The sequence below is a fragment of the Bacillus sp. RC242 genome, assembly GCF_044908245.1.
GTDB classification, from domain to species: domain Bacteria; phylum Bacillota; class Bacilli; order Bacillales; family Bacillaceae_G; genus Bacillus_A; species Bacillus_A mycoides.
This window is the reverse complement of record NZ_JBIYCZ010000013.1, coordinates 134,748-157,439: the sequence shown is the minus strand read 5'-3', so window position 1 is coordinate 157,439 and position 22,692 is coordinate 134,748. Positions and strand designations below refer to the sequence as shown.

Genomic DNA, 22,692 nt, shown 5'->3' with positions numbered 1-22,692 from the left:
ATTTCGCTAGTTCTAACATATCATTTACTTTTTAAACATTCCACCAACGTTTGGTCCGATATTTGGTCCAAATGGTGATACATTCGGTCCTGGTCCAAATGGTGATACGTTCGGTCCTGGTCCAAATGGTGATACATTCGGTCCTGGTCCAAATGGTGATATTTGATGCCCATGGTGATGATGGCCATGACCGCATGGTCCACATCCTCCGCCGAATCCTGGATCACCAGGATCTACAACGTTTACGTTCGAGTTTGTTTGTGGAAAGAAGCTTTGATTTTTAATTTGTTGATGATGAACATGCGTTGTATGGGTTGGAAAAATGTGTGGCACCACCGTTGTTGAAAAAGAATGTGTTACGCATTGTTTTGTTGGATGAATGACAGGAGCTGTCGTACAAATAGGTCCTACAGGCTTATGCCCTCCAAAGCAAGGATGACAATGATGCATAGTTTTTTCTCTCCTCTCTCATTAAAAAAATCTGACTACACTTTACAATATGAGCGAGGGGGTAAAGCCGCTTGTTATATATACCCATTTATTTCATGGAAATTTGTCTAGTATCCAAATTCATACGTAATACCTATTATAGACAACCCCCTACTATTATTTACCAAAAAAGCCCCCGACTTGCTTAACAATCCCTGTTACTTGATTCATCGCGTTCATCATTTGTCCAGCTGTGTTCATCATTTTATTTACATCGTAGTTACCATCTGATGATTTAAATTGTGAAACAAAACTAGAAAACTGACTTGGTTGCTGTTGCTGTTGCTTTTGTTTATTCATCGTTGGATATGGTTGTTTTGGTGGATAAAACATAGCTTGTTGATTTACATATTGAGCTGGCGACATGTAGTTTTGTGAATTCATATACGCTTGCTGTGGTTGATTCGTATACATTTGCTGCGGCTGATTCATATGCGGTTGTTGCGACTGATCCATGTGCGGTTGCTGCGGTTGATTCGTATACGCTTGTTGCGACTGATTCATATGCGCTTGCTGTGGTTGATTCGTATATGCTTGTTGCGGTTGATTCATATGCGCTTGCTGTGGTTGATTCGTATATGCTTGTTGCGGTTGATTCATATGCGCTTGCTGCGGTTGATTCCCAAAAGACACTTCAAATGGTTGATAATAATTTTGGTTTCCATAATGAGGCTCGAAAGGATACATATTATATCGTAAATATGTATCCTCATTATATTGGTACATATTTTGCTGTGCATATGGATTTGCTTGCTGATATACATTAGGTTGTTGAAACATGCATTCTCTCCTCCTTGGCATAAGTTTCTACATATAGAATATGTACCTATAAAATAAAATGTGTGACGGATTACCTGTCTGTTTTTGTCGGAAGTTTAAATTTTTAAAAAAATTAGAAAGTAAACCCTTCCATGCTATGATAATAAGGAAGAAGATTCTCATGGGGGAGGAATCAACATGGTATTAGGGGATTTAAAACAAGCGTTTTCTCAAAAAAAGGGGTATTACACAGAAAATTCGAATGAACTGTTAGACTTTGCAAGACATTTTTATCTTGAAGGAAAAATATGCATATCAGATTACCGAACATTAATACGTGAATTAGAAATAAACGGTGCAACAAAACCTACAACAGTGACCGAGGCATAAAAAAACAAGAGGGTTTTCCCTCTTGTTATTTACATTGATCTACGATATTTTGCAAAGTATACGAAATAGCTTGATGAGTTTCAAAGAAACGTTTACCTTTTCCCTTATTAACAAAACATTGTAGCACATTAGTTTGTAAATTATCATACACTTGATCAATTTGTTGTACATGTATATACTTAGGTCTTTCTTCCTTTATCCACCTATAAGCTAATTCTTTCCACATCTCTAACTCAGCATCTACAATATCAACAAATGGCTTCATATCCTTATAAAAATCATATTCAGCCATCTCTCTTTTTTTCACATTCGCTTCATCATTATACTGCATTAACTTCTCCGAAGACTGGATTAATGCTTCATGTCCCATTTTGTTCCCACCTTATTATGCACTCACTACGACGTTTTGAAATGTCTTTACCCAGCTCCCTTTTTCTTCGTGATGCACTAATTTATTTTCCATATGTTCTATATGCATTTCTGTTATTTCTATCTTATTGCATATTTTTTCACCTTTATCCTTCAATGCATGATTCATTCTAATCCCAATCTTCATTTCCAGCAAATCGAGAGAACTTAACATTTGATCCATTTTTTTCATAACATCTTCCTTCTGAACCATCGCCATATTTAAAACGCCCCCTTCTTTGCCTTTCCTTTGTCATGTAATTTCGCCGATTGATTAATTACTCCTTCTCACATGACAAAACTAGTTGATATTCGTCAAAGAAATCATTTAGTATGCCATTTTTAGAAATGGTAACAATACAAAAAGGAGGTGTATTACGATGGCAAAAAATAAAAACGAAAAAAAGAAAAAGCAAAACAAACAACAAAACAAACCTGAGACTGGGAATCCAAAGCTTGATGGTCCAAATTTCCCCGCTACATAAAGTGAAACTTTAATCAGTGGGGTTTTGTTCATCCCCCACTGATTATTAGCCCGCACCAATCGGGTGTTTACGGGCAGCAGGGCTTCCACCTACCTTCTTTGCTCCAGCCAAATTTTGAGGTGGGAGTTTTACTGTCCGCAAATAGCTTGATAAAAAGACACTTTAATCAAAGTGGCTTTTACAAACAACTATTTTCTAGTCTACCTTACCTCTTCGCTTTCGATAAGTGTTGAAGTTAAAATCGTACTGCCGGCAAATAGCCGATTAGAAAGTAACTTGTTGTAGAGCATATTACTTTTAATAAAGAAGTCCCGCCTTCATTTAAGAAGGCGGGACTTCTTTATTATATCATGAACTCATCTATTCTTTTAACAAAACTACTTAATATAGAAAGAGTATGTATTTGCTCCCTCTTCTTTCTATACCATTCTGTTATATTAATTTCCCCCTTAGGTTTTTCAAGTAAAAATAATGAATCTATTTCCAACCCGTCACTAAACCAATCTTTTTCAATTAATTTTTCATGAGTGACAATAGAATACACATCCCGAAGAGCCGGCGTACATGATTTTCTAATTCCCCTTATATTACATTCATAATCCATCCTAGATCCTGTATGCCTAGTTTGCACTGCAAATTTATAAAAAGAAGCCTTATACTTTGAATGAAATAATAACCAAGCTAATTGCTTCCCCAGTTCTATACGTTTTTGCAACGTTTCAAATTGATAAACTGAAAATCCATACATTCCCCCTTCCACCATTGGAAAAATAACTGCACTAACGTGAAATATTTCTTGAAATTTGAATAGTGCAGTATCAAATACATGTTTTTGAAAGTATGCATTCTCAATTACTGGTTTTTGAATTTTATTTTGTTCATTAATAATAAGTGCCGTCATAAGCCTATTTATATCTTTTTTCTCCCAAAACGCGACCCATTCTTTTTCCATAAAAATTGATATGTTGAAAAATTGTAACAAATGAAAGAGCGGTGCACATCTCTTTTTACTTTCCTCATACAGTAATAGTTGAGGAAATGCATCTAAAAAAATGAGCCAATTGGCTTTCTCATACAAAAGAAATAATCGTCTCTTAACTGTTTGAGATAAAAGATTAGAATAATATTCTCCTTCTAAATCTGTCATGTTCCATCCCCCATTCCTTGAAACCATGCTTGCTAAAAAAGACCATCTAATTTCTCTATTTCTCAAATAATATTCTTGGTAAGATTGTGTACGTGAAATATTATCTACGTTAGCTACATCCGTGCTCTCCTTAATATTAAGAACTATAGCTTTTTCCTCTTCTGTACAAAAAATATCATTACGGGTCTGTTTAATTTTTTCGTAATCATTCCATCGAAACATGAGTAAGTCACCATACCTTTCTTGAAAAAGGTCACATCTTTTTTCATTTTTTGATATAATCACCTTTGTAAGTAAATCTTATCAAGTTGGGAGTGGACAAAATATGACCATTCGTTACCCAAATGGAAAAAGGTACGATCAAGCTTCACAACCTCATAAAACACCAATAAAAAAACATACTTACAGTAATAGAGGTATGTCCCTTGAAGAGGAATTGAATGACACCAATCAATATTACTTAACCCATAATATTGCATGCGTACATAAAAAACCTACACCTCTTCAAATTGTAAAAGTAGATTACCCCGCTCGAAGTGCTGCAGTGGTAAAAGAAGCGTATTTCAAACAACCTTCTACAACAGATTACAACGGTGTATACAAAGGGAAATACATCGATTTTGAAGCGAAAGAAACTAAAAATAAAACCAGCTTTCCACTTCAAAACTTCCACCTTCATCAAATTGAACATATGAAGCAAGTAGTCGCTCATAATGGAATTGCATTTGTTATTATTAAATTTACACTTTTTGATGAATTTTATTTATTAGATGCAAAACATATTATTGCATTTTGGAATCGTCAAAATACTGGTGGACGTAAATCGATTACAAAACAAGAAATAGAAGAGCATGGGTCTTTATTATCATGCGGTTATCACCCTCGAATTGATTATATCCGCGTACTAGACACGGTTTATTTTTCGTGATAGAGTCATCACTAAGGCTCTTTTTTCGACTTTTGGGGGAGAGAATGAAAGGTAGGAGAAAGTATAATGTCAGATAATTATCGTTCTCGTACAGAACGAAATCATGTAAAAAATCAAACGAAAGAAACAAATAATAAAGAAGAAAAACCAAAGAAAAAAGGTTCCTTTTTCAAGAGATTTCTTATAGGTTGTCTACTTCTTGGTATCGTCGGTCTCGTAGCTGGCGTTTCGGCCTTCTTTGTTATGGTAAAGGACGCTCCAAAACTAGACAAATCAAAGCTAGTCAATCCTTTATCAACAAAATTCCTTGATAAAAACGGGAATTTCTTCTATGAATACGGTGCTGAAAAACGAACCCATGTTACATACGATCAAATTCCAAAAGTAATTGAAAGTGCATTCCTTGCGACTGAGGATGCTCGTTTCTACGATCATAATGGAATTGATTTTAGACGTACTGGAATGGCAGTCATGGAAAATGTCACTGGTGGTTTTGGATCACAAGGTGGTAGTACGATTACACAGCAAGTAGTTAAAAACTATTTTCTAACGATGGACAAAACTGCAAAAAGAAAAGTGCAGGAATGGTACTTATCTTATAAGTTAGAGCAACAGTACTCAAAACATGAAATTTTAGAAATGTACTTAAATAAGATTAACCTCGGTAATCGCTCTTACGGTATTTCAACAGCAGCAAAAAAATATTACGGCAAAGATTTAAAAGACATACAACTACACGAAGCTGCAATGCTCGCTGGTTTACCCCAAGGTCCTAACATTTATGATCCAACAAAACCAGATAACGTTGATAGAGCAACGAAACGTCGTAATATCGTATTAACATTAATGAACCGACACGGGTATATAACGAAACAAGAAATGAATGACGCAATGCAAATCTCTGTAACACAAGGACTTCTTCCATCTTCAGAAGTGACTGAAATGAAGTATCAAGCATTTATAGATGCTGCTGTAAAGGAAGTTGAAAAAGAATACCCTGATGTAAATATCGGTTCAGATGGTTTAACGATTCATACAACACTTGATCAAGATGCTCAAGATTACGCTGAAAAAATTATGGATGGGAATCTCATCAAGTATCCAAACGATCAATTCCAAGGATCATTCGTATTTATGGATACTCAGTCTGGAGAAGTTCGAGCAATCGGCGCTGGTCGTAAAGAAAGTAAGTCTACTTTCAAAGGTCATAATATGGCAGTTGATTTAAAACGCCAAGTTGGTTCAACAATGAAACCAATTTTCGACTATGGTCCTGCAATTGAAAACCTTCAATGGTCTACTTATCATCAATTAAATGACTCTGAATATACTTACTCTGATGGCACAAAGATTAAAAATGCTACGGGTAATTTTAAAGGTGACGTTTCACTTCGTGAAGCATTGAAGAAGTCATTAAACATCCCGGCTTTAAAAACAGCTCAAGCAGTCGGTATTCCTAAGGCACAAGAGTTTGCTGAAGGTTTAGGAATGACGTTTAAAGATGGGAAAGCATATGAATCTACTGCAATCGGTAGTAATGAAGGCTCTCCGTTAGATGTCGCTGGAGCTTATGCAGCATTTGGAAATGACGGTGTATACAATAAACCTCATTTCGTTAAAGAAGTTATTTTCCCAGATGGAAAAAAGAAAAGCTTTAAACCGAAAGAACAACGCGCAATGCATGACTATACAGCTTACATGGTCACTGACGTTCTTCGTGACGTAGTAAAACCTGGTTCTGGCGGTACAGGTCCAACAGCATATGTTTCAGGTGTAGACCTAGCAGGTAAAACCGGAACACAAAACTTTGATAAATCTGTTATTAAAAAATACGGTATTCCAGCAGATGCCAACAGAGATAGTTGGTTCGCAGGATATACACCACAATATACAATGGCTGTATGGACTGGTTATGAAAAAGATAGCCCGGAAAATTACATTAGCGATCGTTCTACTAGAATTGCTCAGCAAATGTTCCAAGCAATGATGAGCAAATTTGCTACGGATAATTCTCGTTTCGAGCGCCCTTCTTCTGTACAAGAATTAAATGGAGAACTGTACATTAAAGGTGCGAAAAAAGATGCAGTTAAAGAAATTAAAGTAGATCCACCTAGTGGCCTTAATGTCGCTTTCGATGGCGCTAGCACAGTGACACTGAACTGGTCTGGACCATCATCAAATGTTGATGCATACGCAGCAAGCTATAAAGCTACTGACGGTTCTAGTGGTAGCTTATCAGTAAGCGGTACGACAGCTACTCTTGGTGGTATTAAACCAGGTGTTACTTACAGTTTCTCTGTAGTAGCGAAAAAGGGTACTGGAACAAGCCCTGCAGTTGGTGCATCCTTCACTGCCCCTGGCGGAACTCCAGATGCGAAAAAAGCTGACGAAGAAGCTAAGAAAAAAGCTGACGAAGAAGCCCTGAAAAAGACCAATGAAGATAAACTAAAACAAGAAGAAGCTAAGAAAAAAGCTGATGAAGATCAGCGTAAACAGCAAGAACAGCAGCAACAGCAACAGCAACAGCAAGAACAACAACGTAAACAACAAGAACAACAGCAGCAACAAGAACAACAACGTAAACAGCAAGAAGAAGCTCAAAAGAAAGCCGCTGATGAAGAGGCTAAGAAGAAAGCTGACGAAGAAGCTAAGAGAAAAGCCGACGAAGAAGCTAAGAGAAAAGCTGACGAAGAAGCTAGAAAAAAAGCTGAAGAGCAACAACACCAACAAAATACCGGAGGAGATACACCTCACGCGGACGGAAATGTTGTTACAACAGAGTCTTAATAAACAAAAAAAGAAGTCGGTTTCTCTTAATGAGAAATCGACTTCTTTTTTGTTATCATTTTCTTTACATATAGCTTTTCTATTTCGATATACAACTGTACTAATTGAATATACGAATGGTAATTACTCGGTTTCTTTATAATAAATGAATATCGCTCCATAAAGTTAACAGGTTGTACTTCCAATTTATTCGTATTTACTTGCATCTCATTCAAACTATGAACAGGCTGCTCATTTAACCAATATATAACCGATAGAAAGTGCGCTGCAAAAAGAATCATCGGACCCTCAGCTTCTTGTTTTTTTCTGTTCCGAAATAGTATAGCAATTTCTTCATGCTTGCTTTTCCATATATTTAACACCGCTGGAATACTTGTTTCAATTTCATTCCATGGTTCATATTGTCTTTCAATATCAAATATAAAGTAAGTATTTTGTATTATTTCTTCAAAAGATTGGTCTGTGTGATACGTAATCGAATTTGCACTCTCTTTAAAAAATGGTACGCACCGAAACTCTTTCGGTATTTCTATAACTCGCTCCATCCTTTATTTCCCCTTCATTCGTTTCTTTCCTTCACGACATATTTCTAGTAATCGACACTCTTCACATTGTGGTCGCTGCGCCTTACAGTAATAACGTCCGAAGAAAATCATACGGTGGTGTGTAACTCCCCACTCATCCATTGGAATTTTCTTCATCAATGTCTTTTCCACTTCTAACACAGAATCTTTCCATCTACAAATTGCTAACCGTTTACTCACTCTCTCTACATGCGTATCAACAGCAATCGCTGGAATCCCAAATGCTACCGAGACAACTACATTCGCTGTCTTTCTCCCTACTCCTGGTAATTTCGTCAGCTCATCACGGTCTTCTGGAACTTTCCCGTTATAATCATCTAGTAACATCCGGCACAATTTTTGAATATTTTTCGCCTTATTTCTAAACAATCCAATGGAACGTATATCTTGTTGTAATTCTTCTAAAGACACACTTAAATAATCTTCTGGTGTTTTATATTTTTGAAATAAGTTTTTCGTCACCTTATTCACAAGTGCATCTGTGCATTGTGCAGATAATGCCACTGCGATTACAAGTTCAAATGGATTATCATGAATTAATTCACAATGCGCTTCTGGATACATATCCGCCATTGTATCTAAACAATAACGAATTTGCGTTTTGTTCAACATATCTTTCCTCCTACACTACTGCTCCAACCAATTATAAAAAGGCACTTTCCCAGTAAATTTCGTCTCTTGTTTTGTCGTTTGTTGTGTGCGTTGTTGATTCGCTCTAAATTTCTGGCCTTGATTTTGCGCTTGATCTACCGTTTTAATTCCGTTCTTTTTCCACTCAAACAAAATACGATCAATATACCGGAAATTAAGTTTACCACTCATAACAGCTTCACGAAGAGCCGCTTGAATTAAATTCGGATGGTGTTGATCTTGATCTTCCCACATCCCTAATGTTTCACATTCAAATGGCGAAAGTGGTCTTCCGAATTCTTTTTCAAATACTGTATATAAATTTACTTGAATTTGTTTTTGTTCTTTTTGCTCTTCCTCTATAGATTCATTCATTAAAAAGTGCAATATTTTTTCCCACAGTGGTTGTAAAGAATAACTTTCACACATCATCGCTTCAGATCTTCGTCCACCTTCTAGTGCTAAAAAACCTTTTTGGATTAAAGTCTGAATCACTTCCATGCATTTCATTTCTGTTATCGTCATCCGTTCTGAAATCTCCGAAGGAGTCGGGAACGAATTACCTGATTCTAAAAATGTGTGTACATGAAGTACTACCATAAATTCCGTCTCATTTAAACCTAGCTTTTTATAATGCATCATAAGCAATTTAGGAATCGCTATGCTTCCCTGTTCAAACCATTGTAACATCATTTTCTTTTTCATCACCAAACACCTCGTTCTCTAGTATAACACACCTTTAGCCATTTCTTTTTGCCACAATTCGTCAAAAAAACCTCCCTATATATAGGGAGGTTTTTTACCATTTACTACAAGAAACAGACGATTAAGCCTGTACCTTACTTTTCATGAACGTATGAATTCGTTCTAATGCTTTCTCAACTTGCTCAAGAGATGTCGCATACGATAATCGAACGTTATTTGGTGCACCAAATCCTGTACCTGGAACAAGAGCCACCTTTTCTTCTTCTAATAATGCTTTTGCCCACTCATCAACTGTATCATACCCAGCTAACGCTACGGCTTCTTTTACATTTGGGAATAAGTAAAAAGCACCGTGTGGTTTGATACAAGTGAAACCAGGAATTTGAATTAATTTATCATAAATAATGTTCAATCTTTCTTCAAACGCTTGACGCATTGTTTCTACGGGTTCTTGTGAGCCTGCATACGCAGCAATTGCACCGTATTGAGCAATTGAAGTAGGGTTTGACGTACTATGACTCGCTAAGTTCGTCATCGCTTTAATAAGCTGCTTATTTCCTGCTGCATATCCAATACGCCAACCTGTCATAGAATGTGATTTAGATACACCATTAATAATAAGTGTTTGTTCTTTTAGTGCATTAGAAAGCTGGGCAATTGAAGTATATTCCGCGTCACCATAAATTAATTTTTCATAAATCTCATCTGAAACGATTAAGATATCATGCTCTAAACATACTTCTCCAAGCTGTTGTAATTCTTCTTTGCTGTAAATCATCCCTGTTGGATTGCTCGGTGAATTAATAATAACAGCTTTCGTTTTCTCTGTAATTGCCTCACGCAGCTGCTTTGCTGTAATTTTGTACTCATTGCCTTCTAGACCTTCTACATAAACTGGCTTACCACCAGCAAGCTTTACTTGCTCAGGATAACTTACCCAATAAGGAGTTGGGATGATAACTTCATCTCCTTCATCAAGTAACACTTGGAATAATGTATATAATGCATGCTTGGCACCATTACATACAATAATTTCAGATGGATCATACGCAATTCCTTGATCACGAGTAAACTTCTTCACAATTTCTTGTTTTAACGCTTGTAATCCACCTGTTGGTGTATATTTCGTATGTCCTTCTAACATCGCTTTATGCGCAGCATCCATAATATGTTTTGGCGTATTAAAGTCAGGTTCTCCTGCTCCTAATGCAATTACATCATGACCTTCTGCTTTTAATGCTTGTGCCTTTGCTGTAATTTCTAAAGTTGCAGATGGTGTTAAAGCAGCTACTCGCTTTGCTAATTTCATTTGTAGTTCCCCCTACATCTATTTTTCAATGCTATAGTGTCCAGCATAAACCCCATTTTGAAACTCTAAATAGTAATACGTATAACGATCTTCCTGATCAATATATGTAATTTCCCACAATGGAATATCGTTTTGAGCACCTAATTTTACTTTTATAATTTCTTTTGGTTTCGGCTTCGGCTCAGCACCTTCTCCTGTAGCTTGTTCAGCCAATTTTTGCAAAGCTTCTTTTTTAGAAATACCTTCGCTCTTTTTCTTCACAAGGACATTTCCTTTTTTATCAGGCACCCAAACGATAAGTTGTTCTCCTTTTTCATCTGCACCTTGTACGACTGTATATGAAGATTTTCCATTATAATAATCAACAGTATTTACCTTTGTAAGCTTTGCCTTTTCTTTCGCAATTTCTACAGACTTTGACTCTTTTGGAATTTTCTTTTCCATCGCTTTATTATAAACATATGCCCCATATATTCCGCTAGCAACGATAACGATAATGATTGTAAAGATCCACTTTTTCATTGTATCACTACGTTCTGTAAATCGTAAATACAGCTGTTTCTTTATCTTTTTCGTCTAATGCTAATCCGAACATGAGGTCCTGCTCTTTTAACGTACGATTCAAACCATCAACAATTTTATACAAGTCAGACGAATATTTAATACGCGTCGTTGATAGGACTTCGATTTTCTTATCCATGAAAAAACTCCTCCGTTACACAAAAATTTCTAATTATAGAAGAACGCAATGCGGTTACAATAAGAGTACATTCTTTACAACCCCTGCTTCATCACCCATCTATTATAGCAGGACATGTACAGCAAAAAAAGGTTTCAAATCGAAAAGCAATATATTTTGTATACAAGAAGTAAGAAAAATAAAATTCCTCCTACCCACATTTTTTACGCCTGAAGTTTAAATGTACTTCAGGCGTATTTTTCTTCCAATTTTATTCATTTGACGATTCTTCTAACTGTACTAACAATTCTTCTAACGGTCCTTCATAGAGCGGTACAGTTGGGATTGATTGTAAAAATCTTTTTCCATAAGAAGAACTTGTCAAACGACGATCTAATACAAATACAGTTCCCGTATCTGTATTTGTTCTAATAAGACGACCAAACCCTTGTTTAAAACGCAAGATTGCTTGTGGGAGCGCCAACTTATCGAATACGTCTTCTCCTTGATTTTTTAACCACTCTCCTTTTGCTTCCATCATCGGCTGATGAGGAGGGGTAAAAGGCAGACGGACAATGACAAGACAACTCAGAGCATCTCCAGGTATATCTATCCCTTCCCAAAAACTACTTGTTCCTAACAAAATCGATTTGTCGAACTCCTGGAATTTGCGGATTAGACGACTTCGGCTCTTATTATTCACACTTTGCGTTAATAATAAATATCCTTCTAATGTCTCATCATTTTTCAAATTCGTATACGCTTCTTTCAACATTTCATACGAAGTGAATAAAACGAGCATTCTACCTTTTGTAGCTTTCGCTATTTTCGCAATATGTGCCGATATAGACTCAATATATTCTTCATTACTTGCTTTCTTAATAAAAGGTACATCCGTTGAAACCATTAATTTCATTTGCTCTTCAAAACGGAATGGTGATGGAACCTTTAATGTATTGGGAGCAAAATCATGTAAACCTAGCTCCTCTTTTATATAGTCGAATGAATCATTAACTGTTAACGTTGCTGATGTGAAAATAACACTCTTTTTCTGGGTTGAAAATTCATCAGCAAATCTTTCACCAATATGAACAGGCTGCGCATATAGAACTGTTGAATGAATCGTTCCCTTCGTTTCAGTCTCCATCCATGTCACGTATGAATTTTTTTCTAAAATGAGTAATTGTAAAGATTGTGCCATCTTTCTCAACAACTCAATTAAATGCATAAATTCACCTGTAACGACATGCATCTCCCATTCTAATTTACTTTGCAATATTTCAACTTGCTTCTCAAGTGTAGTCAATAACTTTCTTACATCATACACAAATCGATTTGTTAACTCGGTAATGCTATCCCATAACTTACCTTTCTCTACTTCCGTGTTATATCGATAAATGAGTGGCATATTGCTCATCCCTTGTTCCTGCTTTGTTTGTTTAAATACGAAAGTCCGTAACATTTGAAATAGTTCATCCGCATCAAATTTCAATTCCTTCAAACTATGACTCACCATACGGAAAGTCGAACGCGATGCTTGCTCTGATTTTTTCATCATTTTATATACTTTAGAAAGTACATCATCTGTTTCTAGCGTACCAAGACGAGATAAAACTACTTGAAAATACATGCATGAGAACTGTTCACCTAATGTTCTACTCGCCGCTTCCTCGATATGATGAGCTTCATCAAAAATAATATGTTCACATGAAGCAAATAGTGGTTCTTCACTTGAAAAATCTTGAAATAATAACGCATGATTTGTAATAACGATATCTGCAAATAATGCTTTATTCTTTGCTCTTTGATAAAAACAACGACTATACCAGTTGCTTTGCATCCCGCCTGGACTATGTACATCACTACAAATACGGTTCCAAAGTAACTTGCCGCCCTCAGGAATATTTAATTCATCACGATCGCCAGTTTCCGTTTGCAATAACCACACTAAAATTTTTGCTTTTGTGAGCGCCATATCATAATTTTTCTCTTCCTCTTGCAAAGCATATTCAAATTTATGTAGACACAGATAATGCTTTCTTCCTTTCAGAAGAGCTACTTCAAATGAAAATGGCATTATTTTCTTTAATAAAGGAATTTCTTTTTCTAGTATTTGTTGTTGCAATTGTACAGTTTGTGTACTTATAATGACAGGTTCTTCTTTTTTCTTTGCGAAATAAATACTTGGAAGTAAATATGCAAGCGTCTTCCCCGTACCTGTTCCTGCTTCAATCAGTGAAAACCTAGAATCTCTTAGCGCTGTATATATTTCCTTCATCATAATCTGTTGGCTTTCTCTTTTTTCAAACTTTGGCATATTCAATTCAAGTTTATCGATTGTCTTATGTAAGAAAGCATCAAATTTAGATGAGTATATTTCACTGAGGCTTAAAGAATAATTCCGCTTTCGAAGCGCAATATTTCGATACACCTCATAATCCTCTGCCTCTTCTTTACCATGCATCATTTTCTTTAAAATATTTTCAGAAAGTACATCAGCTATATCACTTTGGAAAACATCACTTAATTCATAAAGCGATTGTAATGTGACAAGTGGTAACTTTTCAATTTCACTTAAAAATTGTAAAAACAACTCCGCTGTTGCAAGAGCATCACTATCCGCACGATGTGGTTGATCGTGCTCTAGTTCATGCTGCTTAGCTAAATCACGTAATTTATAACTATCAGCTGTCGGCAAAAGAATTTGCGCCAATTCAACTGTATCAATTTTAGGACAATGTACTTCTGTATATCCAGCCTGCCTTAATTCTTCATTTAAAAAATTCCAATCAAAGTGAACGTTATGTGCAACAAAAGCCGCACCTTGTAATAGCTCAACAATCATCGGGGCTACATCTCGAAATAACGGGGCTTGTTTTACAAGATCTTCATCAATCCCAGTTAATTCTGTAATAAATAGGGGAATCTCTCTCTTCGGATTAATAAAAGATGAAAAAATCTCTAATATCTCTCCATCTTCCACTACAACAGCTGCAATTTGGGTGATTTTATCCTTCCCATCCTTCCAGGAGTTCCCTGTCGTCTCTAAATCAACAACGACATAACGCTTACTCATATATGTAACACCTCAATTTCTTACCTATCAAACACAAAAATTATATAATGTTACTATACCACGTTTTACCTCATCTTAATGAAAAGATGCACAAAAAAGCTATCTCCTTAATTAGAGATAGCCTTCCTACTTATAATATCGTGCCAGCTTTTTCAGCACCTAACATTTCAATAATTTGATTATCATCGTCTAATACTGCAATTTTCGGCTCTTGTTTATGAATATTTTCTTCTGCCACTAAACCATAGCAAATAATAATAACTTTATCACCCGGTTGTACAAGCCTTGCAGCTGCACCATTTAAACACACAACACCGCTACCGCGCTCTCCTTTAATAACATATGTCTCTAAGCGAGCTCCATTGTTGTTATTTACAATTTGTACTTTTTCATTTTCTACAATATTTACCGCATCCATTAAATCTTCATCAATTGTAATACTACCTACATAATTTAAATTTGCTTCTGTTACAGTTGCACGATGTAACTTCGCTCTCATCATTGTGCGAAACATAGATGCTCCCCCTTATTTCCCCATTAATGTTATATTGTCAATTAATCGTACATTTTCAAACTTAACTGCAATCGCTAAAATGATTCTTCCTTCAATTTTATTTATTGCTTTTAAAGAAGGATATGCATATAAATCAGCATAATCTACAGTGCCTTTCGTATACTTCTCAATATGCTCTTTCACAAGATTCATAATGATTTCCGGATTACGTTCGCCTGCCTCAATTCGTTCTTTCGCTATACATAGACTGCCGTATAAATGAGGAGCCTCTTCACGTTCTTCTAGTGATAAATACACATTACGAGAACTTTTCGCTAATCCATCTTCTTCCCTTACAATATCAACTGGTACGATCGTAACGGGAATATTAAAATCAGTTACGAATCCTTCAATTACAGCTACTTGCTGTGCATCTTTCATACCGAAATAAGCACGCGTTGGCAATGTAATATTAAATAGTTTCATTAGTACAGTCGCAACACCAGCGAAATGACCAGGTCTTTGTTTGCCACATAATACGTCGGTACGCTTCACAACTTCTACTGTTGTCGTTTGTTCTGCTGGATACATCTCTTCTACACTCGGATAAAATAAATAATCAACACCATTTTCTTTTGCTACATTTTCATCTCTATCAATATCACGTGGGTATCGATCTAAATCTTCATTTGGTCCAAATTGTAGTGGATTTACAAATACACTTAAAACTACAATTTCATTTTCTTCCCTTGCCTTACGTAGTAACGTAGCATGCCCTTCATGTAAATACCCCATCGTTGGAACAAAACCGATACTTTTTCCACTTGCATGCAGTTCGTTTGTAATTTGCTGCATCTCTTGCACTGTAGTTATGATTTTCATTATTGTTTTCCTCCGTATAACGCTAAGCACTCTTCCTCTTTCATTGTGAATGAATGTTTTTCTTCAGGAAATTGCCCTGTCTTTACTTCAGTAACGTATTGCGAAATCCCTCGCACAATCTCCTCTTGAACAGACGTATATTGCTTCACAAATTTCGGAACACGATTTACGCCGTACGAGATAAGATCGTGGTATACAAGAACTTGCCCATCTACTTTTTGTCCTGCTCCAATTCCGATTGTAGGAATTGCTAACTGCTCTGAAATAAGTTCTGCTAATTGCATTGGCACACATTCTAGCACAAGTGCTATCGCACCAGCTTCCTCACATTTCTTTGCATCTTCTATTAATTTTTTTGCACTTTCAGCATCTTTCCCTTGTACTTTATACCCACCTAGCACTCCTACAGATTGAGGAGTTAAACCTAAATGCGCCACAACGGGAATTCCCGCATTCGTTAAGTAGTGAATAGTTGATATAACTTCTCCAGCACCTTCTACCTTTAATGCATGTGCCCCGCTCTCTTGAACAATGCGACGTGCATTAATCATCGTATCTTGCAATGAGACATGATAAGACATAAATGGCATATCAGTTACAATAAACGTCTCTTTCGCTCCGCGGCGTACAGCTTTCGTATGATGAATCATATCCTCTACTGTTACTGGAACTGTTGAATCATACCCAAGTACAACCATTCCTAGAGAATCACCCACTAAAATCATATCGACTTTAGCTTCTTCTGCTAATTTAGCAGATGGATAATCATACGCCGTTAGCATTGTAATCGGCTCACCTTGCTCTTTCATTTTCAAAAAATCTGTTGTTGTTTTCAAAAACTACTCCTCCTTTATGCAGGAGAGAGGAGATGGCCGAAATCATATAAAAAACCCCTCTGGCCATAAAAGGGCAGAAGGGTTGTGTGTTAGTCGGCATTATTCATCCCTCTGTCCCAGTCCGTTATTGGATCAAGGCAGAATCCAAATTATTATTTTTTCATACTGCGTAAAATAATGGTGCAGTTCGCTTTGATACTGCCCATATTCGAACTAATTATAGCAAACTCTGAAAAGGAATTGCTACATTTTTTCGAAAAAATAATTTTCTATCCCTATTACGGTATGTGAAATTTATTAGTATCTAAATGACAAAAAGAAGCTCCAAAATAGGAACTTCTTTTACTTAATTTCTATATCAGCAGAATGAATGTGGTGCACTTGTCCTTGATGATCCTCAAGTAACAATACACCATCCTCCGTAATTCCTTTTGCTAGCCCATTAATAGTTTCCTTCATCGTTCGAGCTGTAATTTCTTTTCCGATACTTACTGCGTAACTTTCCCAAAGAATTTTAATAACAGAGAAGCCATTTTTTAAATACTCTTCATACAATTTCTCTAGTTGCAAGAAAATTTGTTGCATAAGTTCCGCACGAACAATCGGCTTACCCGATTCAATTGCTAATGAAGTTGCAATTTGCTGAATTTCCTCATCAAAATGTTCTTGTTTCTGATTTGCATTAATGCCAATTCCCATAATAACAGCATTAATTTTATCTGGATCAGCTTGCATCTCCGTTAATATACCGACAGCTTTTTTACCTTGAATTAAAATATCATTCGGCCATTTAATCCCTACGTTTACACCGGTACATTTTTCAATTGCTTGCGCTACGCTAACAGCTGCTAATAAAGTAAGCTGTGGTGCATGATGAACTGGAATCGAGGGACGCAAAATAATACTCATCCAAATTCCTGTTCCTTTTGGGGAATACCATTTTCTACTTAAACGTCCTCTACCTGCTGTTTGTTCTTCAGCAACGACAATTGTTCCCTCTTCTGCGCCTTCATAAGCAAGTCTCGCTGCAATATGCTGAGTAGACTCAACCGATTCTTCAAAATAAACCGTTCTACCGATACGCTCTGTTTGTAATCCTAATTGAATCTCATTCGCAGTTACTTTATCTGGTTTACTAGCAATTCGGTACCCTAAGCGGCGTACAGCTTCTAGTTCATACCCTTCATTACGAAGGTCCTCCATATGCTTCCATACAGCGGTTCTCGAACAACCAAGTTTGTCACTAAGTATTTGACCAGATACAAATGCACCATCTGCTTCAGAAAAAACTTGTAATAACTGCTTTCTTATAGTAGATTGCATCTTTGTAGCCACTCCCTTATATCCTCTTTCTTATTAACTAAATCTCCTTGTACGATTGCTTCTTCAATATTTTGAAGCATTTCGGCAACCCACGGACCTGGCTTTTTATCTGTCCAGCTTAATAAATCATTACCAGTCACATTCATTTCTTGACGATTTTTTATCGGCAATGCATGAAATAATGATTGTACTTGCTTAACAGATGCACTATTATAACTTTCTATTATCGCTTCATATACTCTTTCCGCCATCTCAGCGATGCGAATCCCAGTTTTATAAAGAAGGATTGTATCCCACTCCTTCTCCTTTCTAGAACGAATTGCTAATATAACCGCTACGATATCTTTAATCTTTTTATTCGAGAACTTCCATTGACGCAAAAAGACAGATGGATGCTCTTCTCCGATACAATATAAGAAAAATGCCCATGCCTCAACGTCTGTTTCAAAAGAATCCCATTTATACTGCGTAGCTTTCAAGAGTCCTTCTTCTGACATTTGCAAATATGGCAGATGAGAAAATAGCTTAGTTTCTACTAACTCTTGAAGACCATTCACACAATATGTACCGGTCAACAATTTTTCAAATTCAACTGTAATTCTTTCAATCGCTATATGTTCGAGCAAATGCCCATACGTTTCAATTGCTTGTTTCGTCTTTATTTCCAAAGAGAAACCTAACGTACTTACGAACCGAATACCACGCATCATTCGCAGTGCATCTTCTTGAAAACGGTCTGCAGCATCTCCAACCGTTGTAATTTCCTTCAGACGAATCGCTTCTTTCCCATCAAATAAATCAACCATTTCGCCTTCCTCTGTCATTGCAATTGCATTCATCGTGAAATCACGTCGTTTTAAATCCTCTTCTAATGAACGGACAAATTGAACACTACTAGGTCTTCGAAAATCTTCATATTCGCTTTCTGTTCGAAAAGTAGTTACCTCATACGGTTCACCATTTTCTACAACAATTACAGTTCCATGCTCAAGACCAACCGGAACATGTCTTGGGAAAATAGCCATTACTTCTTCTGGTAAAGCAGATGTTGCGATATCGATATCTCCAATCGGTCTATCGATAATAAGATCGCGTACACTTCCACCAACGAAGTAAGCCTCATGTCCGTGCTGTTTTAACATCTCAATAATTGAACTAGCTTTTTTAAATCTTTCCATTCTTGTCATCCCTTAGTATGTCATAATAAATCGCCTCATACTGTGAAACGATTTTTTCCGAACGAAACTGCTCATATACAGATTTCATCGCTCGCTCTCCCATATTACGGTGAAGTTCTTCATTTTCTAGTAGCTGAATTGCTTGCTTAGCTATTCCGTCTGTATCTCCAACTTCACATATATATCCTGTTTCACCATGTTGAATGACCTCTGGAATGCCCCCAACCCTCGTTCCGATACTAGGCACACCACACGCCATCGCTTCTAATATAACAAGACCAAAACTTTCCTTTTCTGATAAAAGTAGCATTAAATCACTCATCGCAAGAAGCTCTGCAACATTATCTTGCTTTCCTAGGAATAAGACACGTTCCTCAATATGTAAACTTTTCACCAATTGTAAAATAGTACAGAACTCTGGTCCATCACCAACAAGAAGCAATTTCGCATCTACTTCCTTTACAATTTTGGCAAATGACTGCACAACATCCTGTACACGCTTAACCTTTCGGAAATTTGAAATATGAATCAACACTTTTTCATTTTCTCGTATACCATATTCTTTTTTTAATTGAGACATATCACGTTTGAAATAAACACGTTCATCTACAAAATTGTATACCGTCTCAATTTCTTTATCTGGTTTTACAAGTTCATTTGTTTCTTCAATTAACGAATGTGACACAGCTGTAACAACATCAGATTGTTCAATACCAAAGCGAATTAAATTATTTAACGAAGGGTCGGAACCTAACACAGTAATATCCGTTCCATGTAAGGTCGTAACAATTTTAATACGCTCCCCAATCATTTGTTTTGCTAAATATGCACAAATAGCATGAGGGATTGCATAATGCACATGTAAAATATCAAGGTTTTCTCTTTGAGCAACCTCTGCCATTTTACTCGCTAATGCTAAATCGTAAGGTGGATATTGAAAAACAGAATATTGATTTACTGTTACTTCGTGAAAATAAATATTCGGGTACACTTTATTCAACCGAAATGGTACACCCGATGTAATAAAATGAATTTCATGCCCGCGTTCCGCCAATTGCTTTCCTAACTCTGTCCCAACAACCCCAGAACCACCTACAGAAGGATAACATGTAATACCTATTTTCAATTTCATTTACATCCCCCTATTAAATCAGCATGTAATAAAACCGGTTTCTTACTCATAAATCCTTCGGCATACAGCACTCCAACTTCTTTCCCAAACATCTTCTCCCGAGCGATTACAGTTTCAACGTATCCTTCGGTTAATGGCGTCTTAACACCATCACTCCCTGTTGAAAACTGACTTTCATACGCTTCTAACGCTTCCACCTTTTTAGAAAGGTATTCACTAATATCTATACAAAAATTCGGTTTATGAAAACCATTAATCATATAATTATAAAAAGACTCTACACGGTGCGGCGGAAGTTCAGGCATATATTTACGAATTCCCGCTGAAAAGATAGCTTCTTCCACAAGTTTCGCGCAATTAGCATGGTCTGGATGACGATCTTCGTAGTATGGTGCGAAAATTAGTGTTGGTTTATATGTACGAATAATCTTTACAATTTCACGTATATATTCTTCTTTCATATACAAACCACGGTCTGGCATTGCTAAATTAATTCTCGTTTTTACTCCCATAATACGAGCTGCAGCCTTTGCTTCTTCTTTTCTTAGTTCTACCGTTCCATTTGAAGAAAGATCAGCTTCTGTTAAATCGCAAATGCCTACTTCATATCCTTGCTTCGTATACTTTGCAATGGTACCTGCCATGCCGATTTCAACATCATCGGCATGAGCACCAAACGCTAATATATGTAATCCATTCATAATTGTTCCCCTCATTTTCTTAACTTTCGGTAATCTAAATCTCCCCGCTCTAATGCATGCATTAGCATTTCAGCACTTGCCATATTTGTTGCTAATGGGATGGCGTATACATCACATAAACGAAGTAACGCATTAACATCTGGTTCATGCGGCTGGGCTGTTAGTGGATCCCGGAAAAAAATCACCATATCCATCTCATTTTTTGCAATCATTGCACCAATTTCTTGATCGCCACCAAGAGGACCGGATTGATATCTTGTTACAACTAAACCAGTTGCCTCCATAATACGAAGTCCTGTCGTTCCTGTTGCAAAAAGTTCATGTTTTTCAAAAATTGGTTTATATGCGTATGCGAACGAAACCATATCATCTTTCTTTTTGTCATGTGCGATTAAGGCAATTTTCATCCGTTGTCTCCCCTTTAGTCGATAATATTTTCTAAACCGTACACAAGATGATCAAGGTTCATTACTGTTTCAATTGATAGTTTTACACCTGACATAAATGATGCACGGTTGAATGAATCATGACGAACTGTTAACATTTGTCCATCTCCGCCGAACATTACTTCTTGGTGTGCAATAAGCCCTGGTAGACGTACGCTATGAATGTGAATACCGTCTACATTTGCACCACGTGCCCCTTCTAATTGTTCCGTTTCATTAGGATGCCCTTGCTCTTTTGGCACACGATTTTGACGGATTAATTCTACTGTTTTTACAGCTGTACCAGATGGTGCGTCTAATTTTTGATCATGGTGTAATTCAATTACTTCAACATCTTGGAAGTACTTCGCTGCCATTTGTGAAAATTTCATCATAAGAACTGCACCAATCGCAAAATTTGGAGCGATAATTGTTCCTACTTCTTTTTCTTTTGCGTTTTCTGTTAATTGCTTTAGTTCTTCTTCAGTAAATCCAGTTGTACCAATAACTGATCGAAGTCCACGTTCAACTGCAAGTGTCACATGTTTATTTCCAATTTCTGGTGTTGTTAAATCTAACAATACATCTGCTTCTACTTCATCTAAACAAGTATGTAAATCCGCGTAAATAGGTGCATCTAGCGCTGGCATTCCCGGTAAATCAGAAATTTTTTCTCCGCCATGCTTATAATCAATTGCTGCTACTAAATTGAAATGCGCTGTTCTTTCCATAAGAAGGACTGCTTCATATCCCATGCGTCCTCGTGGTCCAGCGATAATTACTTTAATTTCTTTCATGCGTCTTTCTCTCCCTCATCAATACGTGTCCAACGATCTTTATCACGTGTATTAAATTTATTCATTACAATGTTATGCGCTGTTTCTAAATCAATATTTAAACTATTTGCCATACAAATCATAACAAATAAAACATCTCCAAGCTCTTCCTCAACACTTCGTTCTTTCTCAGTCGTTTTCTTTGGTTTCTCACCATAATAATGATTAACCTCTCTTGCAAGCTCTCCCATTTCTTCAGTTAAACGAGCCATCATTGCAAGCGGACTAAAATAACCTTCTTTAAATTGACCGATATATGCATCTACTTCTTTCTGCATATCTTTCATCGTTTTTGCTTCCATACTAGTCACCTCTTATTCCTTCCTCTTTCATGTTAGCCAATTCATCGCGATTTGACAAATATTATTCCCTCATATCACTATTTACGACTCTTTTTAGGATAGACTATAGTCAACTCCCTCCACTGAGTTGAAACGTTTCAGTAGAGGCTTGAGTTAGAAATCTAGGTCTTTTCATCTATCGCTAGACAGTTTGACGCTCTAGAATTCA

General features: G+C 36.6%; 26 protein-coding genes. 4 read left to right on the top strand and 22 right to left on the bottom strand.

The window, feature by feature from the left end; translation table 11 throughout:
- Positions 1-24 precede the first annotated feature (24 nt).
- Positions 25-450 carry a CotD family spore coat protein gene (locus ABH957_RS22230; protein ID WP_002011871.1) on the bottom strand — a complete coding sequence of 142 codons (426 nt, stop codon included), beginning with the start codon at positions 448-450 and terminating at the stop codon, positions 25-27.
- Between the two features lie 156 nt (positions 451-606).
- Positions 607-1,269 carry a YppG family protein gene (locus ABH957_RS22225; protein ID WP_305927271.1) on the bottom strand — a complete coding sequence of 221 codons (663 nt, stop codon included), beginning with the start codon at positions 1,267-1,269 and terminating at the stop codon, positions 607-609.
- A 177-nt stretch (positions 1,270-1,446) separates the two neighbouring features.
- On the opposite strand from ABH957_RS22225, the gene ABH957_RS22220 reads away from it, so the two are divergent.
- Complete coding sequence (locus tag ABH957_RS22220) at positions 1,447-1,638, top strand: YppF family protein (RefSeq protein ID WP_404512226.1); 192 nt, start codon at positions 1,447-1,449, stop codon at positions 1,636-1,638.
- Between the two features lie 25 nt (positions 1,639-1,663).
- Here the strand turns inward: ABH957_RS22220 and ABH957_RS22215 are convergent, their stop codons facing one another.
- Both ABH957_RS22215 and ABH957_RS22210 read right to left on the bottom strand, forming a co-directional pair.
- Positions 1,664-2,008, bottom strand: coding sequence for a YppE family protein (locus ABH957_RS22215; protein WP_002011864.1), 345 nt, complete (start codon positions 2,006-2,008; stop codon positions 1,664-1,666).
- Between the two features lie 15 nt (positions 2,009-2,023).
- The gene (locus ABH957_RS22210) at positions 2,024-2,266 is read right to left on the bottom strand and encodes a hypothetical protein (protein WP_002011865.1); all 243 of its coding nucleotides are present in this window, start codon (positions 2,264-2,266) and stop codon (positions 2,024-2,026) included.
- Positions 2,267-2,384: 118 nt separating this feature from the next.
- Here ABH957_RS22210 and ABH957_RS22205 point away from each other — a divergent pair, with 118 nt between their 5' ends.
- Positions 2,385-2,531 (top strand): phage portal protein, encoded by a 147-nt coding sequence (locus tag ABH957_RS22205; protein WP_306475192.1) that lies wholly within the window; start codon positions 2,385-2,387, stop codon positions 2,529-2,531.
- Positions 2,532-2,874: 343 nt separating this feature from the next.
- On the opposite strand, the gene ABH957_RS22200 is transcribed toward ABH957_RS22205, so the two are convergent.
- Complete coding sequence (locus ABH957_RS22200) at positions 2,875-3,900, bottom strand: DUF2515 domain-containing protein (RefSeq protein WP_219301832.1); 1,026 nt, start codon at positions 3,898-3,900, stop codon at positions 2,875-2,877.
- Positions 3,901-4,003: 103 nt separating this feature from the next.
- Here ABH957_RS22200 and recU point away from each other — a divergent pair, with 103 nt between their 5' ends.
- Together recU and ABH957_RS22190 are read left to right on the top strand one after the other, a co-directional pair.
- A complete protein-coding gene (gene recU / locus ABH957_RS22195) occupies positions 4,004-4,606 on the top strand; it encodes a Holliday junction resolvase RecU (protein ID WP_002030800.1) in 603 nt (200 codons plus the stop codon).
- A gap of 66 nt (positions 4,607-4,672) precedes the next feature.
- Entirely contained in the window at positions 4,673-7,393 is a 2,721-nt protein-coding gene (locus ABH957_RS22190) for a PBP1A family penicillin-binding protein (RefSeq protein WP_404512224.1), read from the top strand.
- A gap of 26 nt (positions 7,394-7,419) precedes the next feature.
- On the opposite strand, the gene ABH957_RS22185 is transcribed toward ABH957_RS22190, so the two are convergent.
- The 17 genes from ABH957_RS22185 to ABH957_RS22105 form a co-directional block, all read right to left on the bottom strand.
- Positions 7,420-7,938, bottom strand: coding sequence for a YpoC family protein (locus tag ABH957_RS22185; protein ID WP_113937066.1), 519 nt, complete (start codon positions 7,936-7,938; stop codon positions 7,420-7,422).
- A gap of 3 nt (positions 7,939-7,941) precedes the next feature.
- Complete coding sequence (gene nth / locus ABH957_RS22180) at positions 7,942-8,589, bottom strand: endonuclease III (protein ID WP_000933020.1); 648 nt, start codon at positions 8,587-8,589, stop codon at positions 7,942-7,944.
- Between the two features lie 15 nt (positions 8,590-8,604).
- The gene (gene dnaD, locus ABH957_RS22175; protein WP_000728546.1) at positions 8,605-9,312 is read right to left on the bottom strand and encodes a DNA replication protein DnaD; all 708 of its coding nucleotides are present in this window, start codon (positions 9,310-9,312) and stop codon (positions 8,605-8,607) included.
- 121 nt (positions 9,313-9,433) lie between these two features.
- Complete coding sequence (gene aspB / locus ABH957_RS22170; RefSeq protein WP_113937065.1) at positions 9,434-10,621, bottom strand: aspartate transaminase AspB; 1,188 nt, start codon at positions 10,619-10,621, stop codon at positions 9,434-9,436.
- A gap of 18 nt (positions 10,622-10,639) precedes the next feature.
- A complete protein-coding gene (locus ABH957_RS22165; RefSeq protein WP_113937064.1) occupies positions 10,640-11,143 on the bottom strand; it encodes a cell wall elongation regulator TseB-like domain-containing protein in 504 nt (167 codons plus the stop codon).
- Positions 11,144-11,150: 7 nt separating this feature from the next.
- Positions 11,151-11,321 (bottom strand): YpmA family protein, encoded by a 171-nt coding sequence (locus tag ABH957_RS22160; protein WP_002086589.1) that lies wholly within the window; start codon positions 11,319-11,321, stop codon positions 11,151-11,153.
- A gap of 250 nt (positions 11,322-11,571) precedes the next feature.
- Positions 11,572-14,376, bottom strand: coding sequence for an ATP-dependent DNA helicase DinG (gene dinG, locus ABH957_RS22155; RefSeq protein WP_404512222.1), 2,805 nt, complete (start codon positions 14,374-14,376; stop codon positions 11,572-11,574).
- 130 nt (positions 14,377-14,506) lie between these two features.
- Positions 14,507-14,890, bottom strand: a complete 384-nt coding sequence (gene panD / locus ABH957_RS22150; protein WP_000490176.1) for an aspartate 1-decarboxylase — start codon at positions 14,888-14,890, stop codon at positions 14,507-14,509.
- Between the two features lie 12 nt (positions 14,891-14,902).
- Positions 14,903-15,751 carry a pantoate--beta-alanine ligase gene (panC, locus tag ABH957_RS22145; protein ID WP_002086591.1) on the bottom strand — a complete coding sequence of 283 codons (849 nt, stop codon included), beginning with the start codon at positions 15,749-15,751 and terminating at the stop codon, positions 14,903-14,905.
- Positions 15,751-16,587, bottom strand: a complete 837-nt coding sequence (gene panB, locus ABH957_RS22140; protein WP_404447414.1) for a 3-methyl-2-oxobutanoate hydroxymethyltransferase — start codon at positions 16,585-16,587, stop codon at positions 15,751-15,753. Before panB ends, panC begins: the two co-directional genes overlap by 1 nt.
- Before the next feature lie 342 nt (positions 16,588-16,929).
- Complete coding sequence (locus ABH957_RS22135; RefSeq protein WP_002086594.1) at positions 16,930-17,910, bottom strand: biotin--[acetyl-CoA-carboxylase] ligase; 981 nt, start codon at positions 17,908-17,910, stop codon at positions 16,930-16,932.
- Positions 17,895-19,088: a CCA tRNA nucleotidyltransferase gene (locus ABH957_RS22130; RefSeq protein WP_404512220.1), complete on the bottom strand. Its 1,194-nt coding sequence runs from the start codon at positions 19,086-19,088 to the stop codon at positions 17,895-17,897. Before ABH957_RS22130 ends, ABH957_RS22135 begins: the two co-directional genes overlap by 16 nt.
- Complete coding sequence (bshA, locus tag ABH957_RS22125; protein ID WP_002086596.1) at positions 19,075-20,220, bottom strand: N-acetyl-alpha-D-glucosaminyl L-malate synthase BshA; 1,146 nt, start codon at positions 20,218-20,220, stop codon at positions 19,075-19,077. The genes ABH957_RS22130 and bshA overlap by 14 nt, the downstream gene beginning before the upstream one ends.
- Positions 20,217-20,921 carry a bacillithiol biosynthesis deacetylase BshB1 gene (bshB1, locus tag ABH957_RS22120; RefSeq protein ID WP_404512218.1) on the bottom strand — a complete coding sequence of 235 codons (705 nt, stop codon included), beginning with the start codon at positions 20,919-20,921 and terminating at the stop codon, positions 20,217-20,219. Before bshB1 ends, bshA begins: the two co-directional genes overlap by 4 nt.
- A gap of 11 nt (positions 20,922-20,932) precedes the next feature.
- Entirely contained in the window at positions 20,933-21,328 is a 396-nt protein-coding gene (gene mgsA / locus ABH957_RS22115; RefSeq protein ID WP_000684753.1) for a methylglyoxal synthase, read from the bottom strand.
- Positions 21,329-21,342: 14 nt separating this feature from the next.
- Positions 21,343-22,143: a dihydrodipicolinate reductase gene (gene dapB / locus ABH957_RS22110; RefSeq protein WP_404512216.1), complete on the bottom strand. Its 801-nt coding sequence runs from the start codon at positions 22,141-22,143 to the stop codon at positions 21,343-21,345.
- Positions 22,140-22,484: a nucleotide pyrophosphohydrolase gene (locus tag ABH957_RS22105; RefSeq protein ID WP_002011846.1), complete on the bottom strand. Its 345-nt coding sequence runs from the start codon at positions 22,482-22,484 to the stop codon at positions 22,140-22,142. The genes dapB and ABH957_RS22105 overlap by 4 nt, the downstream gene beginning before the upstream one ends.
- Positions 22,485-22,692 lie beyond the last annotated feature (208 nt).

Excerpts from the sequence above, each read along its gene's own strand:
- ABH957_RS22230 (WP_002011871.1), bottom strand. The coding sequence starts at position 450 with ATGCATCATTGTCATCCTTGCTTTGGAGGGCATAAGCCTGTAGGACCT.
- ABH957_RS22225 (WP_305927271.1), bottom strand. The coding sequence starts at position 1,269 with ATGTTTCAACAACCTAATGTATATCAGCAAGCAAATCCATATGCACAG.
- ABH957_RS22220 (WP_404512226.1), top strand. The coding sequence starts at position 1,447 with ATGGTATTAGGGGATTTAAAACAAGCGTTTTCTCAAAAAAAGGGGTAT.
- ABH957_RS22215 (WP_002011864.1), bottom strand. The coding sequence starts at position 2,008 with ATGGGACATGAAGCATTAATCCAGTCTTCGGAGAAGTTAATGCAGTAT.
- ABH957_RS22210 (WP_002011865.1), bottom strand. The coding sequence starts at position 2,266 with ATGGCGATGGTTCAGAAGGAAGATGTTATGAAAAAAATGGATCAAATG.
- ABH957_RS22200 (WP_219301832.1), bottom strand. The coding sequence starts at position 3,900 with ATGTTTCGATGGAATGATTACGAAAAAATTAAACAGACCCGTAATGAT.
- recU (WP_002030800.1), top strand. The coding sequence starts at position 4,004 with ATGACCATTCGTTACCCAAATGGAAAAAGGTACGATCAAGCTTCACAA.
- ABH957_RS22190 (WP_404512224.1), top strand. The coding sequence starts at position 4,673 with ATGTCAGATAATTATCGTTCTCGTACAGAACGAAATCATGTAAAAAAT.
- ABH957_RS22185 (WP_113937066.1), bottom strand. The coding sequence starts at position 7,938 with ATGGAGCGAGTTATAGAAATACCGAAAGAGTTTCGGTGCGTACCATTT.
- nth (WP_000933020.1), bottom strand. The coding sequence starts at position 8,589 with ATGTTGAACAAAACGCAAATTCGTTATTGTTTAGATACAATGGCGGAT.
- dnaD (WP_000728546.1), bottom strand. The coding sequence starts at position 9,312 with ATGAAAAAGAAAATGATGTTACAATGGTTTGAACAGGGAAGCATAGCG.
- aspB (WP_113937065.1), bottom strand. The coding sequence starts at position 10,621 with ATGAAATTAGCAAAGCGAGTAGCTGCTTTAACACCATCTGCAACTTTA.
- ABH957_RS22165 (WP_113937064.1), bottom strand. The coding sequence starts at position 11,143 with ATGAAAAAGTGGATCTTTACAATCATTATCGTTATCGTTGCTAGCGGA.
- ABH957_RS22160 (WP_002086589.1), bottom strand. The coding sequence starts at position 11,321 with ATGGATAAGAAAATCGAAGTCCTATCAACGACGCGTATTAAATATTCG.
- dinG (WP_404512222.1), bottom strand. The coding sequence starts at position 14,376 with ATGAGTAAGCGTTATGTCGTTGTTGATTTAGAGACGACAGGGAACTCC.
- panD (WP_000490176.1), bottom strand. The coding sequence starts at position 14,890 with ATGTTTCGCACAATGATGAGAGCGAAGTTACATCGTGCAACTGTAACA.
- panC (WP_002086591.1), bottom strand. The coding sequence starts at position 15,751 with ATGAAAATCATAACTACAGTGCAAGAGATGCAGCAAATTACAAACGAA.
- ABH957_RS22135 (WP_002086594.1), bottom strand. The coding sequence starts at position 17,910 with ATGCAATCTACTATAAGAAAGCAGTTATTACAAGTTTTTTCTGAAGCA.
- ABH957_RS22130 (WP_404512220.1), bottom strand. The coding sequence starts at position 19,088 with ATGGAAAGATTTAAAAAAGCTAGTTCAATTATTGAGATGTTAAAACAG.
- bshA (WP_002086596.1), bottom strand. The coding sequence starts at position 20,220 with ATGAAATTGAAAATAGGTATTACATGTTATCCTTCTGTAGGTGGTTCT.
- bshB1 (WP_404512218.1), bottom strand. The coding sequence starts at position 20,921 with ATGAATGGATTACATATATTAGCGTTTGGTGCTCATGCCGATGATGTT.
- mgsA (WP_000684753.1), bottom strand. The coding sequence starts at position 21,328 with ATGAAAATTGCCTTAATCGCACATGACAAAAAGAAAGATGATATGGTT.
- dapB (WP_404512216.1), bottom strand. The coding sequence starts at position 22,143 with ATGAAAGAAATTAAAGTAATTATCGCTGGACCACGAGGACGCATGGGA.
- ABH957_RS22105 (WP_002011846.1), bottom strand. The coding sequence starts at position 22,484 with ATGGAAGCAAAAACGATGAAAGATATGCAGAAAGAAGTAGATGCATAT.